Annotated in this window: 16 protein-coding genes; 5 read left to right on the top strand and 11 right to left on the bottom strand. The window is 42.9% G+C overall.

All coding sequences use genetic code 11. The annotated features are described in order from the left end of the window. Positions 1-385: 385 nt before the first annotated feature. Together BN35_RS06445 and BN35_RS06450 are read right to left on the bottom strand one after the other, a co-directional pair. On the bottom strand, positions 386-958 hold the full coding sequence (locus BN35_RS06445; RefSeq protein WP_025071855.1) for a porin family protein: 573 nt from the start codon (positions 956-958) through the stop codon (positions 386-388). 158 nt (positions 959-1,116) lie between these two features. Then, entirely contained in the window at positions 1,117-4,548 is a 3,432-nt protein-coding gene (locus BN35_RS06450; protein ID WP_028900925.1) for a DEAD/DEAH box helicase, read from the bottom strand. A gap of 171 nt (positions 4,549-4,719) precedes the next feature. Here BN35_RS06450 and BN35_RS06455 point away from each other — a divergent pair, with 171 nt between their 5' ends. Continuing rightward, entirely contained in the window at positions 4,720-5,187 is a 468-nt protein-coding gene (locus BN35_RS06455; protein ID WP_025071857.1) for a nucleoside deaminase, read from the top strand. Positions 5,188-5,252: 65 nt separating this feature from the next. On the opposite strand, the gene BN35_RS06460 is transcribed toward BN35_RS06455, so the two are convergent. Then, positions 5,253-6,248 carry a YqiA/YcfP family alpha/beta fold hydrolase gene (locus tag BN35_RS06460; RefSeq protein ID WP_025071858.1) on the bottom strand — a complete coding sequence of 332 codons (996 nt, stop codon included), beginning with the start codon at positions 6,246-6,248 and terminating at the stop codon, positions 5,253-5,255. 184 nt (positions 6,249-6,432) lie between these two features. On the opposite strand from BN35_RS06460, the gene BN35_RS06465 reads away from it, so the two are divergent. Next, positions 6,433-9,603 carry a glycoside hydrolase family 2 TIM barrel-domain containing protein gene (locus BN35_RS06465; protein ID WP_028900924.1) on the top strand — a complete coding sequence of 1,057 codons (3,171 nt, stop codon included), beginning with the start codon at positions 6,433-6,435 and terminating at the stop codon, positions 9,601-9,603. Positions 9,604-9,696: 93 nt separating this feature from the next. Here BN35_RS06465 and BN35_RS06470 read toward each other — a convergent pair whose 3' ends face one another. The 3 genes from BN35_RS06470 to BN35_RS06480 are packed head-to-tail and all read right to left on the bottom strand — an operon-like array spanning position 9,697 to position 11,947. Further along, positions 9,697-10,227, bottom strand: coding sequence for an RNA methyltransferase (locus BN35_RS06470; protein ID WP_025071859.1), 531 nt, complete (start codon positions 10,225-10,227; stop codon positions 9,697-9,699). A gap of 15 nt (positions 10,228-10,242) precedes the next feature. Then, entirely contained in the window at positions 10,243-10,665 is a 423-nt protein-coding gene (locus BN35_RS06475; RefSeq protein WP_008123896.1) for a SufE family protein, read from the bottom strand. A 25-nt stretch (positions 10,666-10,690) separates the two neighbouring features. After that, a complete protein-coding gene (locus tag BN35_RS06480; protein WP_028900923.1) occupies positions 10,691-11,947 on the bottom strand; it encodes a peptidase U32 family protein in 1,257 nt (418 codons plus the stop codon). A gap of 569 nt (positions 11,948-12,516) precedes the next feature. Between BN35_RS06480 and BN35_RS06490 the strand changes: the two genes are divergently transcribed. Continuing rightward, complete coding sequence (locus tag BN35_RS06490) at positions 12,517-13,557, top strand: C1 family peptidase (protein WP_025071861.1); 1,041 nt, start codon at positions 12,517-12,519, stop codon at positions 13,555-13,557. Positions 13,558-13,649: 92 nt separating this feature from the next. On the opposite strand, the gene gyrB is transcribed toward BN35_RS06490, so the two are convergent. After that, on the bottom strand, positions 13,650-15,623 hold the full coding sequence (gene gyrB, locus BN35_RS06495) for a DNA topoisomerase (ATP-hydrolyzing) subunit B (RefSeq protein WP_025071862.1): 1,974 nt from the start codon (positions 15,621-15,623) through the stop codon (positions 13,650-13,652). A gap of 196 nt (positions 15,624-15,819) precedes the next feature. Between gyrB and BN35_RS06500 the strand changes: the two genes are divergently transcribed. After that, positions 15,820-16,512 carry a hypothetical protein gene (locus tag BN35_RS06500; protein WP_028900922.1) on the top strand — a complete coding sequence of 231 codons (693 nt, stop codon included), beginning with the start codon at positions 15,820-15,822 and terminating at the stop codon, positions 16,510-16,512. A 59-nt stretch (positions 16,513-16,571) separates the two neighbouring features. Here BN35_RS06500 and rpsT read toward each other — a convergent pair whose 3' ends face one another. After that, a complete protein-coding gene (gene rpsT / locus BN35_RS06505; protein ID WP_008123888.1) occupies positions 16,572-16,826 on the bottom strand; it encodes a 30S ribosomal protein S20 in 255 nt (84 codons plus the stop codon). 219 nt (positions 16,827-17,045) lie between these two features. Between rpsT and recO the strand changes: the two genes are divergently transcribed. Continuing rightward, positions 17,046-17,771, top strand: coding sequence for a DNA repair protein RecO (recO, locus tag BN35_RS06510; protein WP_025071864.1), 726 nt, complete (start codon positions 17,046-17,048; stop codon positions 17,769-17,771). Between the two features lie 624 nt (positions 17,772-18,395). Here the strand turns inward: recO and BN35_RS06515 are convergent. The 3 genes from BN35_RS06515 to BN35_RS06525 are packed head-to-tail and all read right to left on the bottom strand — an operon-like array spanning position 18,396 to position 22,704. Next, positions 18,396-20,027: a murein hydrolase activator EnvC family protein gene (locus BN35_RS06515; RefSeq protein ID WP_025071865.1), complete on the bottom strand. Its 1,632-nt coding sequence runs from the start codon at positions 20,025-20,027 to the stop codon at positions 18,396-18,398. Next, positions 20,024-20,923, bottom strand: coding sequence for a DUF4292 domain-containing protein (locus BN35_RS06520; RefSeq protein WP_025071866.1), 900 nt, complete (start codon positions 20,921-20,923; stop codon positions 20,024-20,026). Before BN35_RS06520 ends, BN35_RS06515 begins: the two co-directional genes overlap by 4 nt. Beyond that, positions 20,920-22,704, bottom strand: coding sequence for a tetratricopeptide repeat protein (locus tag BN35_RS06525; protein ID WP_051275174.1), 1,785 nt, complete (start codon positions 22,702-22,704; stop codon positions 20,920-20,922). The genes BN35_RS06520 and BN35_RS06525 overlap by 4 nt, the downstream gene beginning before the upstream one ends. Positions 22,705-22,733: the final 29 nt, after the last annotated feature.

A 22,733-nucleotide genomic window follows, 5' to 3' on the forward strand; every position in this document is an offset into this window, starting at 1 on the left:
ACATGTGCTCTTTACGTTGCTTAAAGCATTGAGATAAGGTGGTTAAGTCATTACTTCAAGGCAACAACTCCATGTAGATAACCACCCAAAAGAGTGCTTTTAGGTGCGTTAAAGAGTTGTTTTAACTCAAAAACATGACAAAAATTGGTTGGAAAGATGCACTTTCGAGCTGGTTTTCTTTCTAAAATCAAAAAAATAAAAAACGCGATTTGTCAAGATAATTCACAGTTTTACCATTTGCCGTTGCTGTGACTTTTTTCTGTACATCGCTCTCTTCTATATGCTGGCAAAACACCTCGAGTACTGTTGAGGAAGGAGAGACCACAAAAAAAGCAACCATTTCTGGTTGCTTGATAAGTTTTCCTTTTGCTGAAAGGAGTTCGACTTACAAACCGAACTTGTAACCCAATGTTACTTGGAATACACTGTTTTTTGCTTTTCCGTTCTCCCATGCTTTGGTAATACCCCAGTTGTAACGTCCGTCGATGAAGACATTTGCAAACTCGTATGAAACACCTACAGGCATAGAGAAGTCAAACGTCTTGTTGTTAAAGTCGTTCTTGCCCACTAAGAATGCAGGTTGAATACCTAATTTTACAGCCAATCCCGGTACAACATATACGTTAGCCATTACAGGAACATTGATGTAGCCTAAATCCAGCTTAGTATCTTTCTTCTTAAATTCTTTGCCAAGGAAGTCTAATTTAAAGCCGTCATCGAACTTTACACCTTCCTGTGCATACATGGCACCTGCAGAAAGGCTTACAATGTCAGTGATTTGATACTCTAATTCAGCACCTGCAACAAATCCAACCTTCATCTTGGTGTTGTCAAACTCGGTCATAGTAGCACCCGTTACACCTACTTGAGGCTTCAAAGAAAGTGAACCTACTTCATGTTGTGCAAATGCACCTACAGACGATAGCAGTACTACTGCCATTAAAATCATTTTTTTCATCTTCAATCTTTTTTACAATTAAAAACTTTACCTAATTATATTAGAATAATAATTTACATTTCCTTTGTAAATGTTCGCTGGCAAATATAGACCTAAATATGCGATAAGCAATCATTAGCCCTTGTTTTTTATGGTAAAAAAATATTATTACAAATTTATTAACGCAAATGATGAGGAATCTGCTCTATCAGTGCTTTGAATAAAGGATTGGCAGATAAAATGGACTTGTTGCCTAATATGATAAGCTGTTTGCGTGCGCGTGTTATCGCTACATTCAACTTCCTGTCAATCAGTTTGTTGTCCTCATAAAAACTATTGGACGTCAGGAAATCCAATTGATATCGGTGCTGGACAGTGAACGAATAGATGATGATGTCTCGTTGGCTGCCTTGATACCGCTCTACGGTGTCGATGCACACGTCTTTCAGCGCCGTGTTGCCAGTCTTCTCTACCTCCTGTCGTATCATTGCAATCTGGTTACGATACGGCACAATAACGCCAACAGTGCGTAAAGGATCAAAGTTTTTTTGTGTCAATGTATAGATACGGTTCAACAAATCTGCCACTTTCTGCGCTTCGTCGATATTCACTTTGTCCGATTTCCCCATGGCTTCGTTCTTCTTAGAGGCATAGTATAGCAGTCGATGCTGTACCAGTTGTTGGTCTGTCTCGTCCTTAGGCTCGCCTAAGTAACCAATATCAACTGACAATTGGTGAGGGAGTGGTACGGGTTGTAGCTGCTCTTTGAAGTAAAACATGCGATTGGGAAAAGCCGAAAGTTCAGGATGCATTCTTCCTTGTTTGTGCAGTATGCCCGTAAAGTCGGTTCGCCCTTGTTGCTCTTCCCAATGTATGAGACGTTCAAAAAGCGAGTTGCGACAGTTGGAAAGTCCGATGGAAAGTAGTTCTGGGACGTCCACCTTTGATTCCTCTTCACTTTGTTGAACAACGGCAGGTAATTGTTTATAATCGCCAATGAGAATAAATTTGTCGATGCTGGGCTTGTTTCCTTCGTTCGATGTCGTGGCATTTGCAGTAGAACAATGATGCGCCAAGATACCGATGAGGTTGGGTTCGAGTATCTGACTGGCTTCGTCAACGATGGCTAAGCTAAAATGCTTCAATGCAAAGATGAAGGGTTTGTGCATCATCATTGAGGTGGTGCTGACAATGATGCGTGTTTTTTCAAGTCGTCTTTGCAGGTCGGTGAGCTTTGTATGGTGTTTAATGGCTTGTCCCAAAAGATGAGATGTGAAGCGTGGCTCGCAGCTAAATTCATTGCCTAAACGCAAATAATCAAGGTCAGCACTTGTCAACATACTGCAAATTTCATCAACAGCTCGATTCGTGTATGCCATTAGGAGCAAGTTAGTGCCTGAATTAGCTAACTCTTCTTCCACCATATAGCGCAGTGCCATGGATGTCTTACCCGTACCGGGAGGTCCAACTAATAAGAAATAGTCGCATGCCTGTTTCGCCTGAAGCAACACATCGTCATAATCAGGGTGATAACTTTTCGTCAGCGTTCTTGTTTTGTCAATCTGTGGTTTGCGTTGACCAAGCAACAAATCACGCCTATCTTTTTGTGTTGTCATCAGCGTGTGCAAGGCATGAAAAGCAGAACTACCACTGGCATCGGAGGCACTATGTTCCACAGCATACACCAAAGGTGTACGACGAGGATGTGTTTCTTCATCACGATGAACAAAGAGGATATCTTCATTTTGTTGTGCATCGGCAAGGTGGATCACGATTTCATGGGTTTTGATGTCTTTCATAAATCCCTTAAATAAGATGCTTCGACGTACATCGGGTACGGCATCGGGATGATAACCATAGAGATATACCATGTCTCCACGTCTAAAGTTGGGCAGGAATTCTGCACCTTGGTCGGGTACGGAGAGCGTGATTTCATCAAAACCCCGTTGTCCTGTCCGTGTTTTCTTGGTGATGTATAGCCCAGTGTAGATGTTCCCCATTTCCCTTTTTTCACTCAGAGGCATACTCCACAAGTCGGCATTGCTGCGCCCATTGCCATCGGCAGACCCTGCTTTTGAAATGAGTTGTTCTTTCAAAACAAATGTCATCATTCTACAGAAATACGCTTTTTCAAGCAAAGACATCTCCTGTAGTGGTTGCGTAATAGCTTTTATCTGAGGCAACAGATAGCGATTGTAGAAGAAAGTGTCGTTTTTTGCAGTGTTCAGCGTCTGTGCATTCAACAGGTTCAGCATGTCGCCAAAGCCGCCGACAGCACTGCTCATGTCGGTAGCCACGATAAGATTGCGGAGCTTGATGGTCTCTTGGAGCAGCATGTCCAATCTGGTAACAGAAAGTAAACCAGCAGGGAGCGGATATTTAGAATACAACAAAAAAATCTGGGTTGCACTGTTGGACAGCTGAAAATTGTATTTCAGCACACCAGCATATAGTAACGCCTGAACATAATGCGGCTCAACGTGCTGTGTACCATGTGAGTTGCGGCGGTTGTACTCCAAGTTCATATTCTTTCCCGACTTCTGTTCTACTAACAATCGGAAGTCTGTTGTCATCAAGTCTACACGTCCCTGAATGCCTAAGGTCTCGCAAACAAATGACGGTTCCAATATGGCATGGTTGCGCTGATAAGTCTTGAAGAGTTCCGTGACAATCTGTTGCATGTTCTGCGCTTGCTTGGCAGCATCGGTCTTGAACAAAGTTGGGTTGAGTGTGGTGCAGGTGCAGTATTCCAAAGCCTTTTCTTGATAGTTCTCTTTCAAGGTCTCCGCCAAACTAAAGGGACGGTCTGGCTGTGCAAAAACCATATTGTCTAATGCGCACCCCGCAAAGTTTCCTAAAATGGTATGTTGCGTGTTTGGTTTCTCCCTCATGCGATTTAGCGTGTAAACGGCAGGGTGATGACCATAATCTGTAAAGCAAGCAGCAAGAGAACTAATGTCAATGAGGCAATCGGGTTCTACAACAATCAGACGAGGTGTAATGAGATATTCTTCTATCTGGCAATCCAAAAGGTTGAGTTGCATGCCAGTTCGCAGGATTTCTTGGAGATACGACATATCTGCAAACTGTTGTTTGCTGGCGTATTCCACTTGAAGGAGCTGTTCGTCCGTATCACCATCTGGCAGTACCCATATATATTGGTCGTCCCAGTGTCTCACAATGCAACGGATGTAGCGTTTGTCCAGTCGCAATCCTTTCTGTAACTCCTGCCCACGAGCGGGTAATTTTTCCACCAAAAAGGAAGGGATGGCTTCACGAAACACCGAAGAGATAAATACACAAAGGGAACGAAGATCGTACAAAACATCCTCGGGCAATAAACGTGAACTGCTGTTGGAATGACGCCGCATCCTATGAATGGCGTGGGTATCTTGGGCTGATATTTGGCATTGCGAGCAGAGACGGTCTACCCTTGCACGAAGGTCACCAAAGCTGTAAGTACTGTTTCGTAAGCCAGCAGCACACGTCATGACCAAGGTTTCATGCATCATTTTATTGACAAGTGCAGGAGAGTGTTCATTTGTTTCAATGATTGTCCCCACTTGTTGATAAAGCTCTTTGGCTGTGATATAGGTATCTGTCTTGTTCATACATCAAAAGTTCACCTCCATGGTGTGCAAGTTAAATAGTGTTTCGTTTGCGTTCATCGTCCGCATGGAGTGCAAAGATAACCAAAAATATCTACTTCATCTTGCCATTATTCTTTCATTTTTGGTTATATTTGTGTGCAGGATAGCTGCAATCCTTACTATATAACAATGATGAATCAAAAAGATATTATGCGCAGGGCGATAGCCTTGTCTGAAGAGAGTGTGTTGTCGGGTGGGGGACCCTTTGGTGCTGTCATTGCAAAAGGAGGCAATATTATCGCAGAAGCCTCGAATACAGTAACGATAGACCATGACCCTACGGCTCATGCAGAGGTGAATGCGATTAGAAAAGCAACGCAAAAATTGGGGACATTCGATTTGACGGGATGTGATATTTACACATCGTGTGAACCTTGTCCCATGTGTTTGGGTGCCATTTACTGGGCACATTTGGACCGTATCTTTTACGCCAACAATCGGAAAGATGCCGCCCGTATAGGTTTTGATGACGACTTTATTTATCAAGAGATAGCCTTGAGTCCCGCTGAGCGACACAAACAAATGCAAGTTTTACTACCCGATGAGGCTCGAAAGGCTTTTGACAGTTGGGCAGAAAAGTTGGACAAAACCGAATATTGATGCCCTTTAGGAATGCCGTAGTAAAGAAAATACGGCAGCCTTTCTACGCTTTTGGCAAGAAAGTCTTATTGTCCACCCAACCTATTAAAATAGGTGATGAGTTCTTCCCACGTTTTGAATTCATCGCTACCATACACCAAACAAGTACCCATGAAATCGTTTTCTAAGGTTGGCGTAATGAGATAATCGCCCAAGAGCAAATGCTTTTGGTTGGTAAAGATTACTTTGTTGTATGCTGGTGTAGATAGGTATTCCTCTACCCATGTTTGTACATCGGTCAAACTCGTATGCTCATTCGTTGGTGCAGGTGCAGTAATCAACACGTGGTACTGCTCTATGAGCATCTCATAAGCCTTGTGCATGCTCGATGTGGCTTTGCCGAAGCTGTCATGCAAGGTCTCGTAATCAATGTAAATAACGGGTCTTTCACGCTTTTCTTGCTTGTCGTCAATCCATCGAATGACGGGAATGAGATAATGAAATGCCACCTTGTTGGTTAATTGGTGCGCTCCGTGAAAGCGTATCGCGTTGGGGTAGTGTTCATAAAACAGGTCAAAAGTATGCACCAGTGGGTCTTTATCGCCAAATAAGCCATACACTCTTTGCCTTTCTTCGTCCGTGATAGCCTGAAAACATTGTTGGGTTATCTCTTTATACTCATTGACTAAAGATTTCGTAACGATGACTTCTTGAACCCCGTCTTTACGTGGATTCAAAAATGTTTGTTTGCCCATCATGTTGTGGTCATGCATGGTTTCGCCCATTTGGAAAGCGGGATTTACCACAATACGGTCGTAACCTTTCAGCATCTCTGTGTACATGCCACCCATGGAAGAGCCAATGATGAGGTCGGGTTGATGTTCTTGGCACAGCTTTTTCAATAATTCAATAGCCTCGGCTGGGTGTATTGGCAAATCTTCTGCTATGATATTCGCTTCGGGGAGCAATTCTTTGAGAATGCTGACCGTTCCCGATTGAGCGGATGACATAAAGCCATGCACATACATAATGGTCTTACCAACCATCAAATCAGGATATTGTTTTTGGCGTATGGTGTCCATTTATTTAGAGTTTAGTGATGTGCAAATGTAGCTTTTTTTGAGGAATTGTACAAGTGTCCCTCGTCGTCTCTTCCGTTTTTTTAATCAATAAGGCTATTGAATCAGCGAAAAAATCGTTATCTTTGTGGCAGTAATGCTAACCTCATAGGATAGTTTGTAGAATTTATACCTAACCACTACTCACATGAAAATAATACTTTTAATGGCTGGATGTCTGTCGTTTTTGGGATTCCCAGCAAGCAGTCAAGGTTTTCCTATCGAAGAACAGAGAATAACCACCGATACAGAATGGCGAGACTTGCAAGATAATGAAGTAAACAGATTCAAGTTGCACACTAATTGTTTTGCGTATGAATCGGTGGAAAAGGCATTGTTTGGTGACCGTAAGGCATCGGAGAACTACCTTTCACTCAATGGCACTTGGAAGTTTCATTATGCAGAAACCCCCGATGACCGACTCAAAGACTTTTACTTAAGTAATCATGATGACTCCTCATGGAAAAGTATGCCCGTACCAGGCTTATGGGAGTTGAACGGATATGGCGACCCTGTATATGTAAATGTGGGCTTTGCTTGGCGTGGACATTTCAAGAACAATCCACCTTTGGTTCCTATTAAAGACAACCATGTGGGTAGCTATCGCCGCATTATCAATATTCCCGACAATTGGATGGGACGACAGGTAATTGCCCATTTCGGAAGTGTTACCTCCAACATCTATTTGTATGTCAATGGCAAATACGTTGGCTATGCAGAAGATTCAAAGGTGGCTGCCGAGTTTGACATTACACCTTTCTTGAAAAAAGGACGTAACTTAATAGCCTTCCAAGTGTTTCGTTGGTGTGATGGGTCATATTGCGAAGATCAGGATTTTTGGCGATTAAGTGGCGTGGGGCGTGATTGTTTCCTGTATGCGCGCAATAAAGACGTGCAAGTAAGTAACTTGAAAGTCAACACAGACCTGCAGAATGGTTATAAAGATGGCGTGCTATCTGTTGACTTAGACGTTAAAGGAAATCCCACAGTAGACTTCAATTTGCTCGATGCCAATGGGGTTTCGGTGTCCAAACAAACGGTAAACTTCAAAGGATTGCAACATGGAAATGTGCAATTCAACATTCAAAACGTTAAGAAGTGGACAGCGGAGACGCCCTACCTCTTTACCCTACTGACAACAGTAAAGAAAGGTAACAAGGTTGTTGAGGTGATACCGCAGCGCATAGGCTTCAAGAAAGTAGAGATAAAAAACAGTCAGTTGCTCGTTAATGGACAGCCCATCTATATAAAAGGAGTCAATCGACATGAGATGGACCCTGATGGTGGGTATGTTGTGAGTCGAGAACGCATGATACAGGACATACAAATCATGAAGCAATTCAATATCAATGCAGTGCGTACTTGCCACTATCCAGACGACCCTCAGTGGTATGATTTGTGTGATGAGTATGGACTTTATGTGGTGGCAGAAGCCAACCAAGAGAGTCATGGCTTCCAGTATGGAGACGATTCTCCAGCAAAACAGCCCATGTTTGCAAAGCAGATATTGGAACGTAATCAGCATAACGTGGAGATGTACTACAACCATCCGAGCATCATTATGTGGTCGATGGGGAACGAAACCGTTGATGGACCTAACTTCACGGCAGCGTTCAACTGGATTAAGAGTGTGGATAAATTGCGTCCCATTCATTGGGAACGTGCAGAAAAGGGTGCCAACACCGAAGTGTATTGCCCCATGTATCGTTCTCAACAAGCATGTGAAGAGTATGCAAAGTCTACTGCACCCGCTGATCAAAAGCCGCTCATCCAATGCGAATACAATCATGCCATGGGCAATTCGGGCGGAGGTTTGAAAGAATATTGGGACTTGGTACGCAAATATCCTAAATTCCAAGGAGGTTTTGTGTGGGACTTCGTCGACCAAGCTTTGCGTGATAAAAAGCGTGGAATCTATGCGTACGGTGGCGATTATAACGATTACGACCCCAGCGATAACAACTTTAACTGCAACGGACTTATCAGTCCAGACCGTGTACCCAACCCCCATATGTACGAATTGGGTTATGAGTATCAGAACATTTGGGTACAACCGATTGACTTAATGCAAGGGAAAATAAAGGTCAAGAACGAATATTTCTTCCGAGACTTGAGCAATTATGCGTTAGTGTGGACAGTGCTTGCCAATGGTAAGGCGGTGCAATCGGGAACCGTCAACGAGCTACAAGTGCAACCACAGCAAAGTGTCGAGGTGGTGCTTCCATGTCATTTGGCACAAATCGTCAGCTTGCCTGAAAATGAGGATGTGCAGTTCAATGTTGATTTTGTATTGAAGCAGCCGGAACCTCTCATGAAGAAAGGGCAGCGAGTAGCCTACCAACAGTTTCCTGTGAAAGATTATTATGTAGAAAAAAGTACTACGCCACTTCCCGAGATGGAACCACTTGTGTGGTATGGGAAATTGAAGAAAATAAGCAAAAAGAAAGATGCACAATTGACATTTGCCAGTCGTCAAGTAACTGTGGCGTTTGATAAGCAAACCGGTTTACTTGCTCAATACATGGTGAATGGTGTTTCTTACTTGGGTGAAGGAGGTACATTAAAACCTTGTTTCTGGAGAGCAGTGACGGATAATGACATGGGTGCGGGACTTAGTACCAAGTATCAGGTGTGGCGTAATCCCACTTTGAAGTTAATCGGCATGAAGGTGAAACAACTTAAAAGCAAGGACAAGAAAATTCAGGTAGTAACCTCTACTTACGATATGCCCGAGGTAAAGGCGCAGTTGATAGTAGATTACGCCATCTATCCATCTGGTGAAATGCGAATAGAGCAAAAGTTACAAACAACACAAGGAGCGAACATTCCCAACATGTTGCGCTTTGGCATGGTGATGCAGCTGCCTTACGACATGGAACAAAGTGAGTTTTTTGGGCGAGGTCCTATTGAGAATTACGCTGACCGTAAGTTCTCTCAACGCTTCGGCATCTACCAACAGACAGCAGACGAACAGTTCTATCCATATATCCGACCACAAGAAACAGGTACCAAGAGCGACATGCGTTGGTGGAAGCAAACCAACAAAAGAGGTATGGGACTGTTAGTGCGCTCGGATAAGCCTTTCTCTGCATCGGCATTGCATTATACGGTAGAAGATTTGGACGATGGTGTTGCCAAGGAACAAAGGCATGTGCAACAAGTACCAAAGTCTCTTTTCACCAATCTTTATATCAACAGTGAGATGGCTGGTGTAGGAGGAGTAGATTCGTGGAGTGCCAAAGCCGAGGCTTTGGAAGCCTATCGTGTGGTTTATGGCGACAAGGCATTTCGCTTTACACTGCTCCCTATTGGGCGTTAATCAAACGAAATCTCTAAAAATCCTCTGCCATTCGTCAGCTGAGTGGCGAATGGCAGAGGACGAAAGTTGGGTGAGAATGTTGTTAGCGTAAGTTTACAAGAACATCTTACGTGCGAACTCCCACACAACAATGCCAGCAGTTACCGAGACATTGAGCGAGTGTTTAGTGCCAAATTGGGGTATCTCTAAACATCCGTTGCACGCATCAACAGTGGTTTGGTTCACACCTTTCACCTCATTGCCAAACACTACGGCATATCGCTGATGACGGTTGAGTGTGAGGTGTTGTAGCTTTGTAGAACCTTCTACCTGCTCAATGCTATATACGAAATATCCGTTTCCTTTCAATTCTTCTACCGCTTCTGTGGCTGATGCAAAGTATCGCCACGCTACACTATCCTCTCCACCGAGAGCAGTCTTGTGTATTTCGGGATGTGGGGGCGTGGCGGTGATGCCACACAGATATACCGCTTCTACTCGAAAGGCGTCGCACGACCGAAATACAGACCCTACATTATATAATGAGCGCACATCGTCAAGCACAACGATGAGAGGTAGTTTGTCGGCTTCTTTGAACTCTTCTACCGACAAGCGGTTCATTTCTATGGTCTTGAGCTTTCTCACTTTTTTGATAAATGATTATAACAGCTTGGATTGATACACCACAGCATACATTTTCATTTGTTTTGTCATCGCCAACAGTCCATTGGCACGAGTGGGCGAGAGATGTTCACGAAGTCCGATGCGGTCGATGAAATACAAGTCTGCATCAATAATTTCTTTCGGTGTGTGATTGCTCACCACGCGAATAAGTAAGGCAATAATGCCTTTAACAATCAGCGCATCGCTGTCTGCGGTGAATATCAATCTGCCGTCTTTCTCGTCGCATTGCAGCCAAACCCTACTTTGGCAGCCATCTATCAGGTTTGATTCTGTTTTGTATTGCTCATCTAATGGCTCTAATTCGTTGCCTAAATCAATGAGCATCTGATACTTGTCCATCCAGTCGGTGAACTCTGAAAACTCTTCTATTACCTCGTCTTGCAGTTCGTTTATGGTCATATCTTTCTCCTTTTTCCTTGTTTGTTTATCTCTTGCTTTGTGTTTTTACCAATTTGAAAAGCTTGTCATTAGGGCGCACCTTGTCGGGAACGGCAATGGAGATGCGCCAACCTTTTTCGGCTTTCGGCACGGGTTGTAGCTCATAGCGTATCTCGTTGGCGTCAAAGTACATCACGCCAGTGGTGGGACCCGTAATGAGCAAGTGCTCGCCAACCTCAATTTCAGCGGCTTCAACTGCCAACTCAGCTACGCCCAACTTAGAGAAATACTTCACTACCTTGCCCACTAAGATTTTTTTCTCGGTGGCTTTGTTGCCATAGTTCTTTGTCCATTCGCCTAACTTCTGCCCCTGATAGTAGCCGTCCCAGAACCCTCTGTTGAAAACGGCAGACAGACGTTCGTCCCATGCGTCTTTCTTCTCTTCGGTGAAAGTGCCGTCGATGACCGACTGAATGGCTTCCTTGTAACACGTTACCACGTTGTACACATACTCTGGACCACGAGCCCTACCTTCGATTTTGAACACGCGTACGCCTGCATCCATCATGCGATCGATGAAACGAACGGTCTTCAAATCCTTCGGACTCATGATATATTTGTTGTCTATCTCCAGTTGGTTGCCCGTTTCGTTATCGGTGACGGTGTACGAACGGCGGCATATTTGCACGCATTCTCCACGGTTGGCGGAGCGATTAGCGTCATGAAGACTCATGTAACATTTTCCACTTATTGCCATGCAGAAGGCACCATGGCAGAACATTTCAATACGAACCAGCCCACCATGCGGCCCACATATCTGTTGCGCCACTATCTGTTGGTGGATTTCTTTGACTTGATTCATGTTCAATTCGCGTGCCAAAACCATTACGTCGGCAAAGCGTGCGTAGAACTTTAAGGCTTCTATGTTCGAAATGTTGAGTTGGGTTGATAGGTGTACTTCCACACCTCTCTCCACGCAATAGGTCATTACAGCTACATCGCTGGCTATCACTGCCGAAATGTTAGCGTCTTTTGCGGCATCAATGATTTGGTGCATGGTGGGAATGTCCTCGCCATATATAACGGTGTTGACGGTGAGATAGGTTTTGATGCCATGTGCTTTGCAAGTATCGGCAATATCGTGCAGGTCGTCAATCGTAAAATGATTGGCTGAGTGCGAACGCATATTTAATTGTCCGATGCCAAAATAAACGGCACCAGCCCCTGCTTGTATGGCTGCTGCAAGACTTTCACGAGAGCCAACAGGAGCCATGATTTCAAAATCTGATAGCTGATAGTTCATGGTTGCAAAGTTAAGGTTATTTGTAATAATCACAAAACAAAACCGCTTTGTTTTGTTCATGAGACAGTTCAATAAAGGATGGATAATTGGGCTATAGCGTCGCCCTTTTTTTCTGAAAAATTTTTACTACGGGGTTCAAAACTCGCATATTTGCGAGCAACTGTTAGTTGGGTCGCAAATATGCGAGTATTTTAACTGTCTTATTATCAATTACTTCGTGTTTTTACTTGCCGGATACAAGTGTTGAAGCGTTGAGTTAAGGTGCTTAGAGTAATGTAATAACACCACAAAGGTAATGGAGTAGTGAGCCAAAACAGACATTATAGCGCGATTAACTCATTACTTTTGCGGAAAAAATGCGTTGTGACGAAGATAAAAATGCTATTTTTGATGCCAGTTGGAAGCTAGAATCAACTTTTATTTTTCTGAATTATATTTACAATTTGTTCGTTTTCTTTCTCATGAATGTGTGTGATTTTTATACGATAATACAGAATGGCGACGCTTACAATATGAAATTACTTGATTTTCTTTGTTATTCATTAGAATACTGCTAACTTTGCTTTCGCATGAATAGAACATGGACAGCCTGTTTGTTAGTCATCGCCATTTTAATGGGATGCAGCCAGCCTCTTCCTCCAACACGTGTGGACGAGAGGTTTACCGACGATGTACTCATCAAGACAACTCCCGTAAAAAATCAAGGAGCGAGTTCGCTGTGTTGGCTCTACGCCATGTTGGGAACCATAGAATCTGAGCGTTTGATGATGGGCGACTCGGTAGATTTATCGGTCGACTATTTGGCAAGAAAGTTGTTAGAGGAGCAGACACAAGAGGCTTTCTTTATGAGGGGAAAGAAGCCCATTCTGTTGCGAGGAGTTGCATCCATGACACTTGATTTGATACAGCGTTACGGCTTGTTACATGAAGATTCATATCCAGCTAAAAATTTGAATTACAATGTGTTGCGTAGAAAAATGCGACATTTGGCTTCTTGCGTGTCCTCGTTAAGTCAATTGCAGCATCTCATGGAGGATAAGTTAGACCAAGAGCTTGGCTCTTTGCCTCGCTTTGTCTTCTTTTTACACGCCGAATACACGCCTTTGGAATTTGCGCACAGTGTGTGTCTGCCTCAAGAATATCTCTCATTGACCAGTTTTACGCACCATCCTTATGGGCATTCGTTTGTGTTGGAGATACCAGACAATCAGTTTAGGCAAGCGTTTAAGAATCTTCCTTTGGATACTTTAATGACGCATCTCAAAAAAGCGTTGCAAGCTGGACATCCTGTTTGCTGGGAAGGTGACATCAGTGAGCCTGGCTTCTCATTTGCCAATGGTGTGGCAACGTTGGACAATACGCCCGTTCATGTGACCGCAGAAATGCGGCAGCGCGCGTTTGAAACCTTAAAAACCACAGATGACCATTGTATGGTATTAGTGGGGATGGCGCACGATAGACGGGGCAGAGTGTTCTTTAAGGCGAAAAATTCATGGGGTACAAACTCCCGTTATCAAGGTTATATGTATCTCAGCGAGGAGTATGTGCGCTTTAAGACGATTGCGCTGTATATGAGTCAAGCAGCTTACCACCAATCAACGGCACGGTGAAGCGCTGAAAGGCAATGACTTATCGTGTCATTCAATAAAAAACGGAACATGATAACGCTTATCATGTTCCGTGTAAATAAGGAGTGAGTTACTTATGCATCAATGTTCGCATAGGTAGCATTATTTTCAATAAATTCACGACGTGGCTCTACGTCATCGCCCATGAGCATGGAGAAAATCTCATCTGCATCGGCAGCATTCTCAATAGTTACTTGCTTGAGCAAACGAGTCTTGGGGTTCATAGTGGTCTCCCAAAGTTGCTCGGGGTTCATCTCTCCCAAACCTTTGTAGCGCTGCGTGTGAATGCTTTTGCTGTCTTCTTCGCCATTGGCGTATTTGTCAATGAATGCCTGTCGTTGTTGTTCGGTGTAGCAATACTCGCTGGCTTTGTTCTTGTACGAACATTTGTAGAGCGGTGGAGTAGCAATGTAAAGGTGTCCTTCTTCAATGACTTTCGGCATGAATCGATAGAAGAGCGTCATAATGAGGGTGTCGATGTGTGAACCATCGACATCGGCGTCGGTCATGATGATAATCTTGTCATAGCGTAGTTTGTCAATATTTGCCTCACGGTCGGCTTCTCCTTCTACACCAAAGCGCACTCCGATGCTTTGAATGATATTCATTACCGACTCTGCTTCAAAGACACGATGCCATTGTACCTTTTCGACATTTAAAATTTTACCACGTAAAGGCAAAATTGCTTGTGTGTATCTATCTCGCCCTTGCTTAGCAGAACCACCTGCAGAGTCACCCTCGACGAGGAATATTTCGCAATCTTTTGGGTCTTTGTTAGAACAGTCTGCCAACTTACCTGGCAATCCTCCGCCACTCATAAAGTTTTTGCGCTGTACACTTTCGCGCGCTTTGCGTGCGGCGATACGTGCGGTTGCAGCTAATACAACTTTTTCGCAAATCTGTTTAGCCTCTGCGGGATGTTCTTCAAGATAGTTGCTGAGGGCTTCTCCTACAGCCTGTTGAACAGCACCAGATACCTCGCTATTGCCTAATTTAGTTTTCGTCTGACCTTCAAACTGGGGTTCTGCCACCTTAATGGAGATGACAGCCGTGAGTCCTTCACGGAAGTCTTCGCCAGCAATCTCTATTTTTGCTTTCTCAATTTGTTTGGAGATTGTAGGCTCACTGTCTGCATACGTTTTCAGCGTACGTGTCAATGCGGCACGGAAGCCAGTGAGATGAGTTCCTCCCTCAATGGTGTTGATGTTGTTGACGTATGAATGGATGTTTTCTGAATAGTCAGTATTGTACATGATGGCTACCTCAATAGGGATGCCTTGCTTCTCTGTTTTGAGATAGATGACATCATCAAACAGGTGTGTGCGGTGCCTGTCTACGTAGCGAACAAACTCTTTGAGTCCGTCCTTGGCATGAAATACCTCTGTTCGTGTCTTGCCCTCCTCGTTAGGACGCAGGTCTGTAAGGGTGATGCGGATGCCTGCATTGAGGAAAGCCAGCTCACGCATGCGCCTTGCGATGATGTCCCACTGGAAATGGGTAGTCGTAAAAATGGACTTATCGGGCCAGAATTGCTGGCGTGTACCTCGCTTGTCGGTTTCTCCAACGACCTTTACAGGGTAGAGCGCTTTTCCCCTTTCGTATTCTTGCTGATAGATTTTGCCATCTCGGAATACCTGAGATGTCATGTGAGATGATAATGCGTTGACACAACTCACACCAACTCCGTGAAGACCTCCACTGACTTTGTACGAGCCTTTGTCGAACTTTCCGCCGGCATGGAGTACCGTCATGACCACTTCTAAGGCGGACTTGTGTAGTTTTTCGTGTTGGTCTACGGGGATACCACGCCCATTATCTTGCACAGTGATGGACTCATCTTCGTTAATGGTTACCTCTATGTCCGTGCAATAGCCTGCCATCGCCTCATCAATAGAGTTGTCTACAGTCTCGTTGATGAGATGATGAAGACCTTTCTCACTGATGTCGCCGATGTACATTGCAGGGCGTTTGCGAACCGCTTCCAGCCCTTCCAATACTTGAATATTACTGGCTGAATAGTTATTTTCGGTATTTTGTTTTTCTGCCATTTTATATCTTGTAAAATTATATTTGCAAATTGAAGAAAACTTAAAGCAGACAAGTTTTCTTTGTCTGCAGAAATACTTCGTACATTGTTGCAAAGATACGAAATTAATGGGAATTGATGAAATGTTTTACAACTAAAAATGCCTAAAAACGAGAGCTGTTTCCATCGAATTTTTATTAAATTTGCAGGTAGAAATCATGGTGCAAAAAATTACTTTTTTATTCGTCTTAGGTTTATTCGCCCTTTCTTCAATGGCGGGTGTCGTGTTTACTACGACAAAAATGGTCAGCTTTCAACGACAACGTTATCAAGTATCTGTTGAGTTTCCGTTAGAAGGTGATGCTGAAGCTGTAAGGAGTATTCGGGATTGGATTAACGATGTGGTTGGGGTGGAAGGCGAACTGGCGAGCGATGAGCGTGCTTTCTGTCAGGGTTTAGAGCGTAGTTATCAAGATTATCTCGAGACAAATCCTGAAGGGAGTCGGCACATCGAGATTTATAGAGCTTATGAGGATGAAGATTGTGTGACCTTTCAATCCGTCATTACAGATCAAGATTCTGTGGTTTGGAAAACTTGTGATTGTGCTACATTTAGCAAAAAAGACGGGCATCGCCTAAAGGTGAATGAAATTTTTAATTGTTCCGAAGAAAGAATTAAACAATTAATGTGGGAATGGCGAGGCGATTTACCTGTGGAGGTGGCTTCGGCTAACGACTTGATAGTGGGAGAAGTGGGATTTATTGATGGCTGGATTGTTGTGATAGGTCCTGCACGAAATTATACGGGTGCACCTTTTCGGATTCGTTATCAGGCTGCAGAACCTTTTTTGTTGGGTTCCAAACGTGGTGGATATTACCACGATGCGCATACCAAGTCTTCGAGAAAATAGTAAAAGGCCACATTTCATAAGAGATGTGACCTTTGAATATTTTCAATGTTCAAATAGACTTATCCGAGGCTGTTAATATGTTGTGACAAGCTTGATTTCAAGTTTGCAGCCTTATTTTTGTGGATGGTATTAGTCTTAGCTAATTTGTCTAACATTTTCTGTACTACAGGAAATAGCTTGATAGCTTCATCCTTGTTGTCCATAGCACGCAACTTGCGCACTGCATTACGCATTGTCTTTGCATAATACTTATTGTGCAAAGTCTTAACTTTGTCCTGACGGATTCTTTTAAGTGATGATTTGTGGTTTGCCATCTTCTTTGATTTTCTTTTTATTTCAGTAGTAGTCCCTAGCAGAATCGAACTGCTCTTTTGAGAATGAAAATCTCACGTCCTAACCGATAGACGAAGGGACCGTGCCATTTGATTAGCGGGTGCAAAGGTAGGACAATTTTCTTTATGTACCAAATATTATCTGATATTTTTTAATAAATCAATGAAAATTAGTATTTTTGTTCTTCAAAATCAGAATTTATGTTGGTAAATACAGAAGCAATTGTACTGCGTGCACTTAAGTATGGCGATGCTCAATTGATCGTGGATTTGTTTACAGAACGAATGGGTTGCGTCACTTTTATACACCGTGTCAAGAAAACGAAGCACGGTCGCATAGGAGTACAGTTTTTTCAGCCGCTTACTCATTTAGAAATCGAATATGATGCACTTCACAATGGACGTCTTCCACGCTTGAAAGAGGTGCGTATGGTTAATCCATATTTAAGTATTCCTTTTGACGCATTGAAGCTTTCCATCTCGCTTTTCATTGCCGAATTTCTGTATCAATGTGTGAAAGGAGAACAAGCCAGTGGGGCGTTGTATCAATATGTAGCAACAAGTGTACATTGGTTAGATGCTGCGACAACAGGTTTTGCCAATTTCCATTTGGTTTTTATGTTGCATTTGACCCGATTTATTGGATTTTATCCTAACTTGGAGGATGACACGGGTCATGATTTCTTTGACTTGCGCAATGGCGTCTTTACACCTAATCAACCTACGCATGGGGATTTTATTGTGCCGAGTGAGGCATCAAAAATTCGCCTTCTCATGCGAATGAATTACGATTCCATGCATGTTTTTAAGTTTACCAGACAGGAACGCAACCGTTGTGTTGAGATGATATTAAAGTTTTATCGATTGCATGTACCTTCGTTCCCAGAGCTAAAATCGCTCTCGGTGTTGCAAACGCTATTTCAATAAAATACGTCTTTTGTGCTAAATTGTGAGTCATATCGCCTGTTATGCGGACAGTAGTGGCAATGAGTGATGAGACAACTGAGTAAGATCTAATCGAAAAATGTTAGATGCTTACGGTTGATTGGAGTTAAAAAGTTCTGTAAATAGACCGAAATTGGTCTTACGATATTAACCCTTGATAAATCGAATGCGTTGCAACCGATAACGTATAAATAAAACTACGAAAGGGAAAAGCGACAATAAACCGAAGAGAAATGCGTGGAAAGAATTAGAACCTATATAATAAAGATAAAACTGACTAGCTAAAAATGTCAGGCAACAAAATAAGCAGGTGATATAAATAGGCAATGGCTCTTTTTCAAGTTTTATCAGTTGTTGACAGTGGGGACATGTGGATGTGCTATCTTTACCTCTAAAATAATATCTGTTCACCACTTTGGGAGGTAGTATTTTCCCACAGTGAGGACATATGTGTGCGGAACTCGCTTTACTCTTCTTTTCCATTATTTAGCAGGTTAAAATCAATTTCTTGTTATAATTGAAAATAATACTCATTGTTAAGAATAGACGTCCCATGTAGATGCACTGTATTCTTCAAAACATCATGCAGCCAAAGTTAGCCCAAACTTATCTTCCCAACCAAGATTCAGGGTTCAGTTTAGCGGTGCCATGGCGTAGTTGGAATTGTAGAATGTTATCTTTTCCTACGGTACCGAGTGCCTGCCGCGTACTTACTTTTTGTCCTTTCACAACTCTGACGGAACTCAAATTACAGTAAACAGAAATGTACGAACCGTGACGAACCATGATGACCGTTGTTCCTCCGTACGTCATGACGGCACTCACCTCGCCATCATAGATAGAGCGAGCTTGACAGCCAGCACTTCCTAAGATATTGATACCTTTATTATCAAGCGTCACATTTTTGAGTCCTTCCACTTGATACTGTCCAAAATGGCTCACAATTCTATAACCTCCTGTGATAGGGATAGGTAATCTTCCCCGATTGGCTTCAAATCCACCACTCAACATTCTATCCACAGAACTCATTTTCAAGCTTTCGTCCGCTCTCTTTTGGGCTCTTTCAATGTTTTCTTTGTTGCGAACAGCATCGCTTACCGCTTTTCGTTCGGCAGCCACACGCGCTGCTTCAGCTTCTCGAGCTTTTTGTTCAGCCGCTTCTCGAGCTTGTGCTGCAGCTCGTGCTTGCGCTTCTGACTGTTCTTGTCGAGCTTTCTCTGCTGCGGCTGCTGCAGCTCGTGCTTGCGCTTTTTGTTGTTCTTCTCGCTGTTTGGCTTCAGCGATACGTCGTGCGTTCTCACGGGCTTCAGCTTCGGCTTCAGCTTTCTTCCTGGCAACCTCTGCAGCTCTCTTTCGTGCAGCCTCTGCCAATGCTGCTTTTCTCTTCGCCTCGGCTTCGGCACGTGCCTTTGCCTTTGCTACTTCTATGGCTATCAACTTATCAATTTCGGCATTCAGAGCAGCATCTTTTTGCCGCTGTTGCGAAATGACAACTTGAATGGTTTTTTGTTCTTTCTGCAGACTGCTTACCTTCTGCTTCTGTTCATTTTGTTGGCCTTCAAGTGTTTCCTTTTCCTTCTTTCCTTTCCAAAGTAAGTTATTCTTCTGTCCTTTTACGCGATGCAGCTGTGCTTGTTTGTCGTTTACTTGTTGCTGTTTGGCTTTCAAGCTTTCACCTTGGGCACGTTGGTAGGCAGCATAGTCACGCACAAACTGATAGCGACGGTACATCTGTGCAAAGTCTTTTGCCGAAAAGATAAACATTAGTTTTTCTTGAATCGTATGGCTACGAGTCATATACGCCATCGATTTGATATATTTCTTCTTTCGTTCAGCCAGTTGTTCCTCTAAGGTTTGGAGCTGTGTATGCAGTATTTGGATATTTCCATCCAAATGCTGAATATCGTTCTCAATGGTCTCTATGTTTTTTTGTCTGTCCGTGATGGCAGTGTTGAGAATGAGAAGATCTTGTAAACGCTTCTTCACATCAGATTGATTTGCTCTCAATGCACGCTCTTGTTGCTTGATTTTACGCCGGACCTGACTACGTTGATTCTCTAAGCCCTTGATGGATGGCGTAGAGTACTTGGCTGTCTTACTATTTTTTTTCTTGCCGTTTGTGGTCTTCTTTGTAGTCTTTGTGGTCTTTGCCTTCCTTTTAATAGGAGTCCGTTTCTTCTGTGCCGAAAGAGAAATCGACAAAGACAGTGCTACAAGTATAATTAGATATCGTTTCATTTACTGTATAAAAGCTTTCCTATTATGTCCTCTGCATCTACTCGTTGATAGCGATTGGAAACGGTGGAGCGTTCTTCCCAATCAGCATCTGTTTTTAGGTCGTCCATTGCTATCGTTACTTCTCCATGCTGACGGGTCTTTGCACCTTGGCGAGTTGTAAAGGTAAACGACTGTGTTGAAGGAAAATATTGCAACCCAACACTCTTAAAGTTTTGGTAATTCCATGTCAGAACAGATTTTTCTTGTTGACTGTTCTCATAATTTATCACCGCAGTAGCTATTCGCCCACTGTTTTTGTTGGCATTCCAAAGATAGGTCATAGCTCCCTTCACTAAAGTAATAGGGTAAAAGTCTCCAGCTTGAGTTAGATTTACTCTAAAGTTTTCTAAGTCAGATACTTTAACTTGTTTTTCACCAGGAATCATCAATTGATTCCAAAACAGTGCTTGCAAGCTATAAAAGTTTAATCCATTGTTTCGCAGGAATGCAACATCGTCATAAGTGGCTTTGACATATTCTTTGTGAATTCTATCAATAACCAGCACTCCATCGGGTGTAAATTCTATCCTACCTACTTCACTACCCAAAAACGGAATGAATAGTTGCAGGCGTATCACCTTGTCTTTACGCATTTTCAATGAACCCGGTGCAGAGATGCGCTGACTGCCACGTGTTAATTGAAAAGATATTTTTCCCACAATGTTCGGTGCATATACCCTATTGTCTATCACCTTCTTCACGAAGAGGTGTTTACTCATCTCTTCCCCAGGTATTTGAGTGGATGGCTTGGAAATCTCTCCTTTTACGGGTTCCTTCGTCATACTCTTTTTAGATGCACAAGAGGTAATGAAGAGAAGCCCGAAACTCAAGTATAAAAAGTGTATGATGTATTTCATTTTTTGATGTATTTCTTCTGTTTTATCTTTCTTTCAATGAAAGCTTTGTCATTTTTGTCTGCCAATTTTAAGGCTTTCGTCCAATACTCCAATGCTTGCTGCATCTGACCGTTCATAGCATAAATATCTCCAGCATGGTCTATGATAACACTGCTTTGCAAAGAGTCCGTGTCATTTTGAAGTGCTTGGTCAATATACAACTTGGCTTCTGTATATCGCTCTTGTAAGAACAAAATCCAAGCGTATGTGTCCAAATAAGTGGCATTGGAAGGCTCTGCCTTGATGGTTCGATAGCTCATCTCCTCGGCTTTTGACAACTGTTTCCCATCTTCACTCAGGAAGTAAGCGTAATTGTTCAGGCAACTGATGTTGTCGTCTTTCCACTGCAAGCAACTATCGTAGGCGGCAAACGCTTCTGTTTTTTCACCTTGTTGGTGCAATAGGTCGCCCATCATGGCATAAAACTCACTCACTAATCCCGCATCGCTATTGGCGTTAATCGTACTCACGCCTTTCCTTAAAGCCTCAATGGCTTGTTTTTGATGATCTTGCTGAACGTGCGCCCATGCTAAATAGTAGTAGTAAGCCATTTCATTAGGAGTGAATTGTGCTCCTTGTTCGCAAATCTCTATGATTTTCTGCCAATTCTTTTTGGGCAAATATGTCTGCAAGAGTTGCAGTCGAGCAGCCGATTGTTCTGGTGCAATATCAATCACATGCTGCAAAGCCGCCTGTACTGTGTCCGTTGGCATGTGTTTCAAGTACATATACGTTGCAGCTAAAGAGGCGATATCTGCATCTTTGGGATTAGCTTTCATTACTTTTTGGAACAGGTTGAGTACTTCTGTACTGTCACGTTGATGCGCTTCATTGTCACGAATCACCTGTTGAAACATCGTTAATTTGGTTTGTAATGGTGTTTGTTTACTCATCAAAATACGATCGCGCAAATCAATAGCCTTGTCTTTATCACCCACCGTGTTGTAGTAATCGTACAGTGAAGCCAGTACTGTAGCATTGTTAGGTTCTTCCTTGTAAGCTTGTGCAAATAGTTGATAAGCCTTTTTCTGCTTATCGTTCTGCATCAGCCAATTGCCCAACATTACCCGATATTCAACATCATTTGGGAAAGATTTTGTCAACGCTTTCAATGTTTCATAGGCTCGGGTCTTGTTGCCCTGCATCTCATAGATATTCATTTTCGACAAAGTCAGTTCTGCACTTTTGCCTTCAGCCAACTCTATTCTATCTATGATTGACAACATTTTGTCATAATCCTTCTGTTGATTGTATAACTGTGCCAAAATATTGAGCACGTCCGACCGCTCATGATGGCTTTCGTAGATTTGTTCATAAGCAGTAATTGCTTTTTCGTAAGCACCCGTACCGATATAGTATTGTGCCACTCGCTCTTGATAATCGGTGTTCTTTGGCTGGAGTGAAGCAGCCTTTTCAAAATTTTGAAGTGCCAATGAGTCATTGCGCTGTTTGGCGTACAGCTGTCCTTGTAAGAAATAAGCTTCGGCAGCTTGTGGGTGAATGGCAAGGCATTGTTTCAACAAGTCAAAGGCTAAGTCATTTTTCCCATTGAGTTGTTGGCACACGGCTTGCAAGAACAGATAGTCATAGCGTGTTTGAGCATCATCCCAAAGCATGGATTTCAGTCCTTCTTCGGTCACAACTTCATCTTGTCTCTCTTGTGCAAGCATGGGCTTAGAGAGAAACAGAAGCATGAATAAAATCCATGTCCAAGGGGTATGATATTGATACAATATTTTCAACTTATTCAATATTTACGTCTAACCATCAA

The sequence above is a fragment of the Hoylesella timonensis 4401737 = DSM 22865 = JCM 15640 genome (assembly GCF_000455445.1).
Lineage (GTDB): Bacteria > Bacteroidota > Bacteroidia > Bacteroidales > Bacteroidaceae > Prevotella > Prevotella timonensis.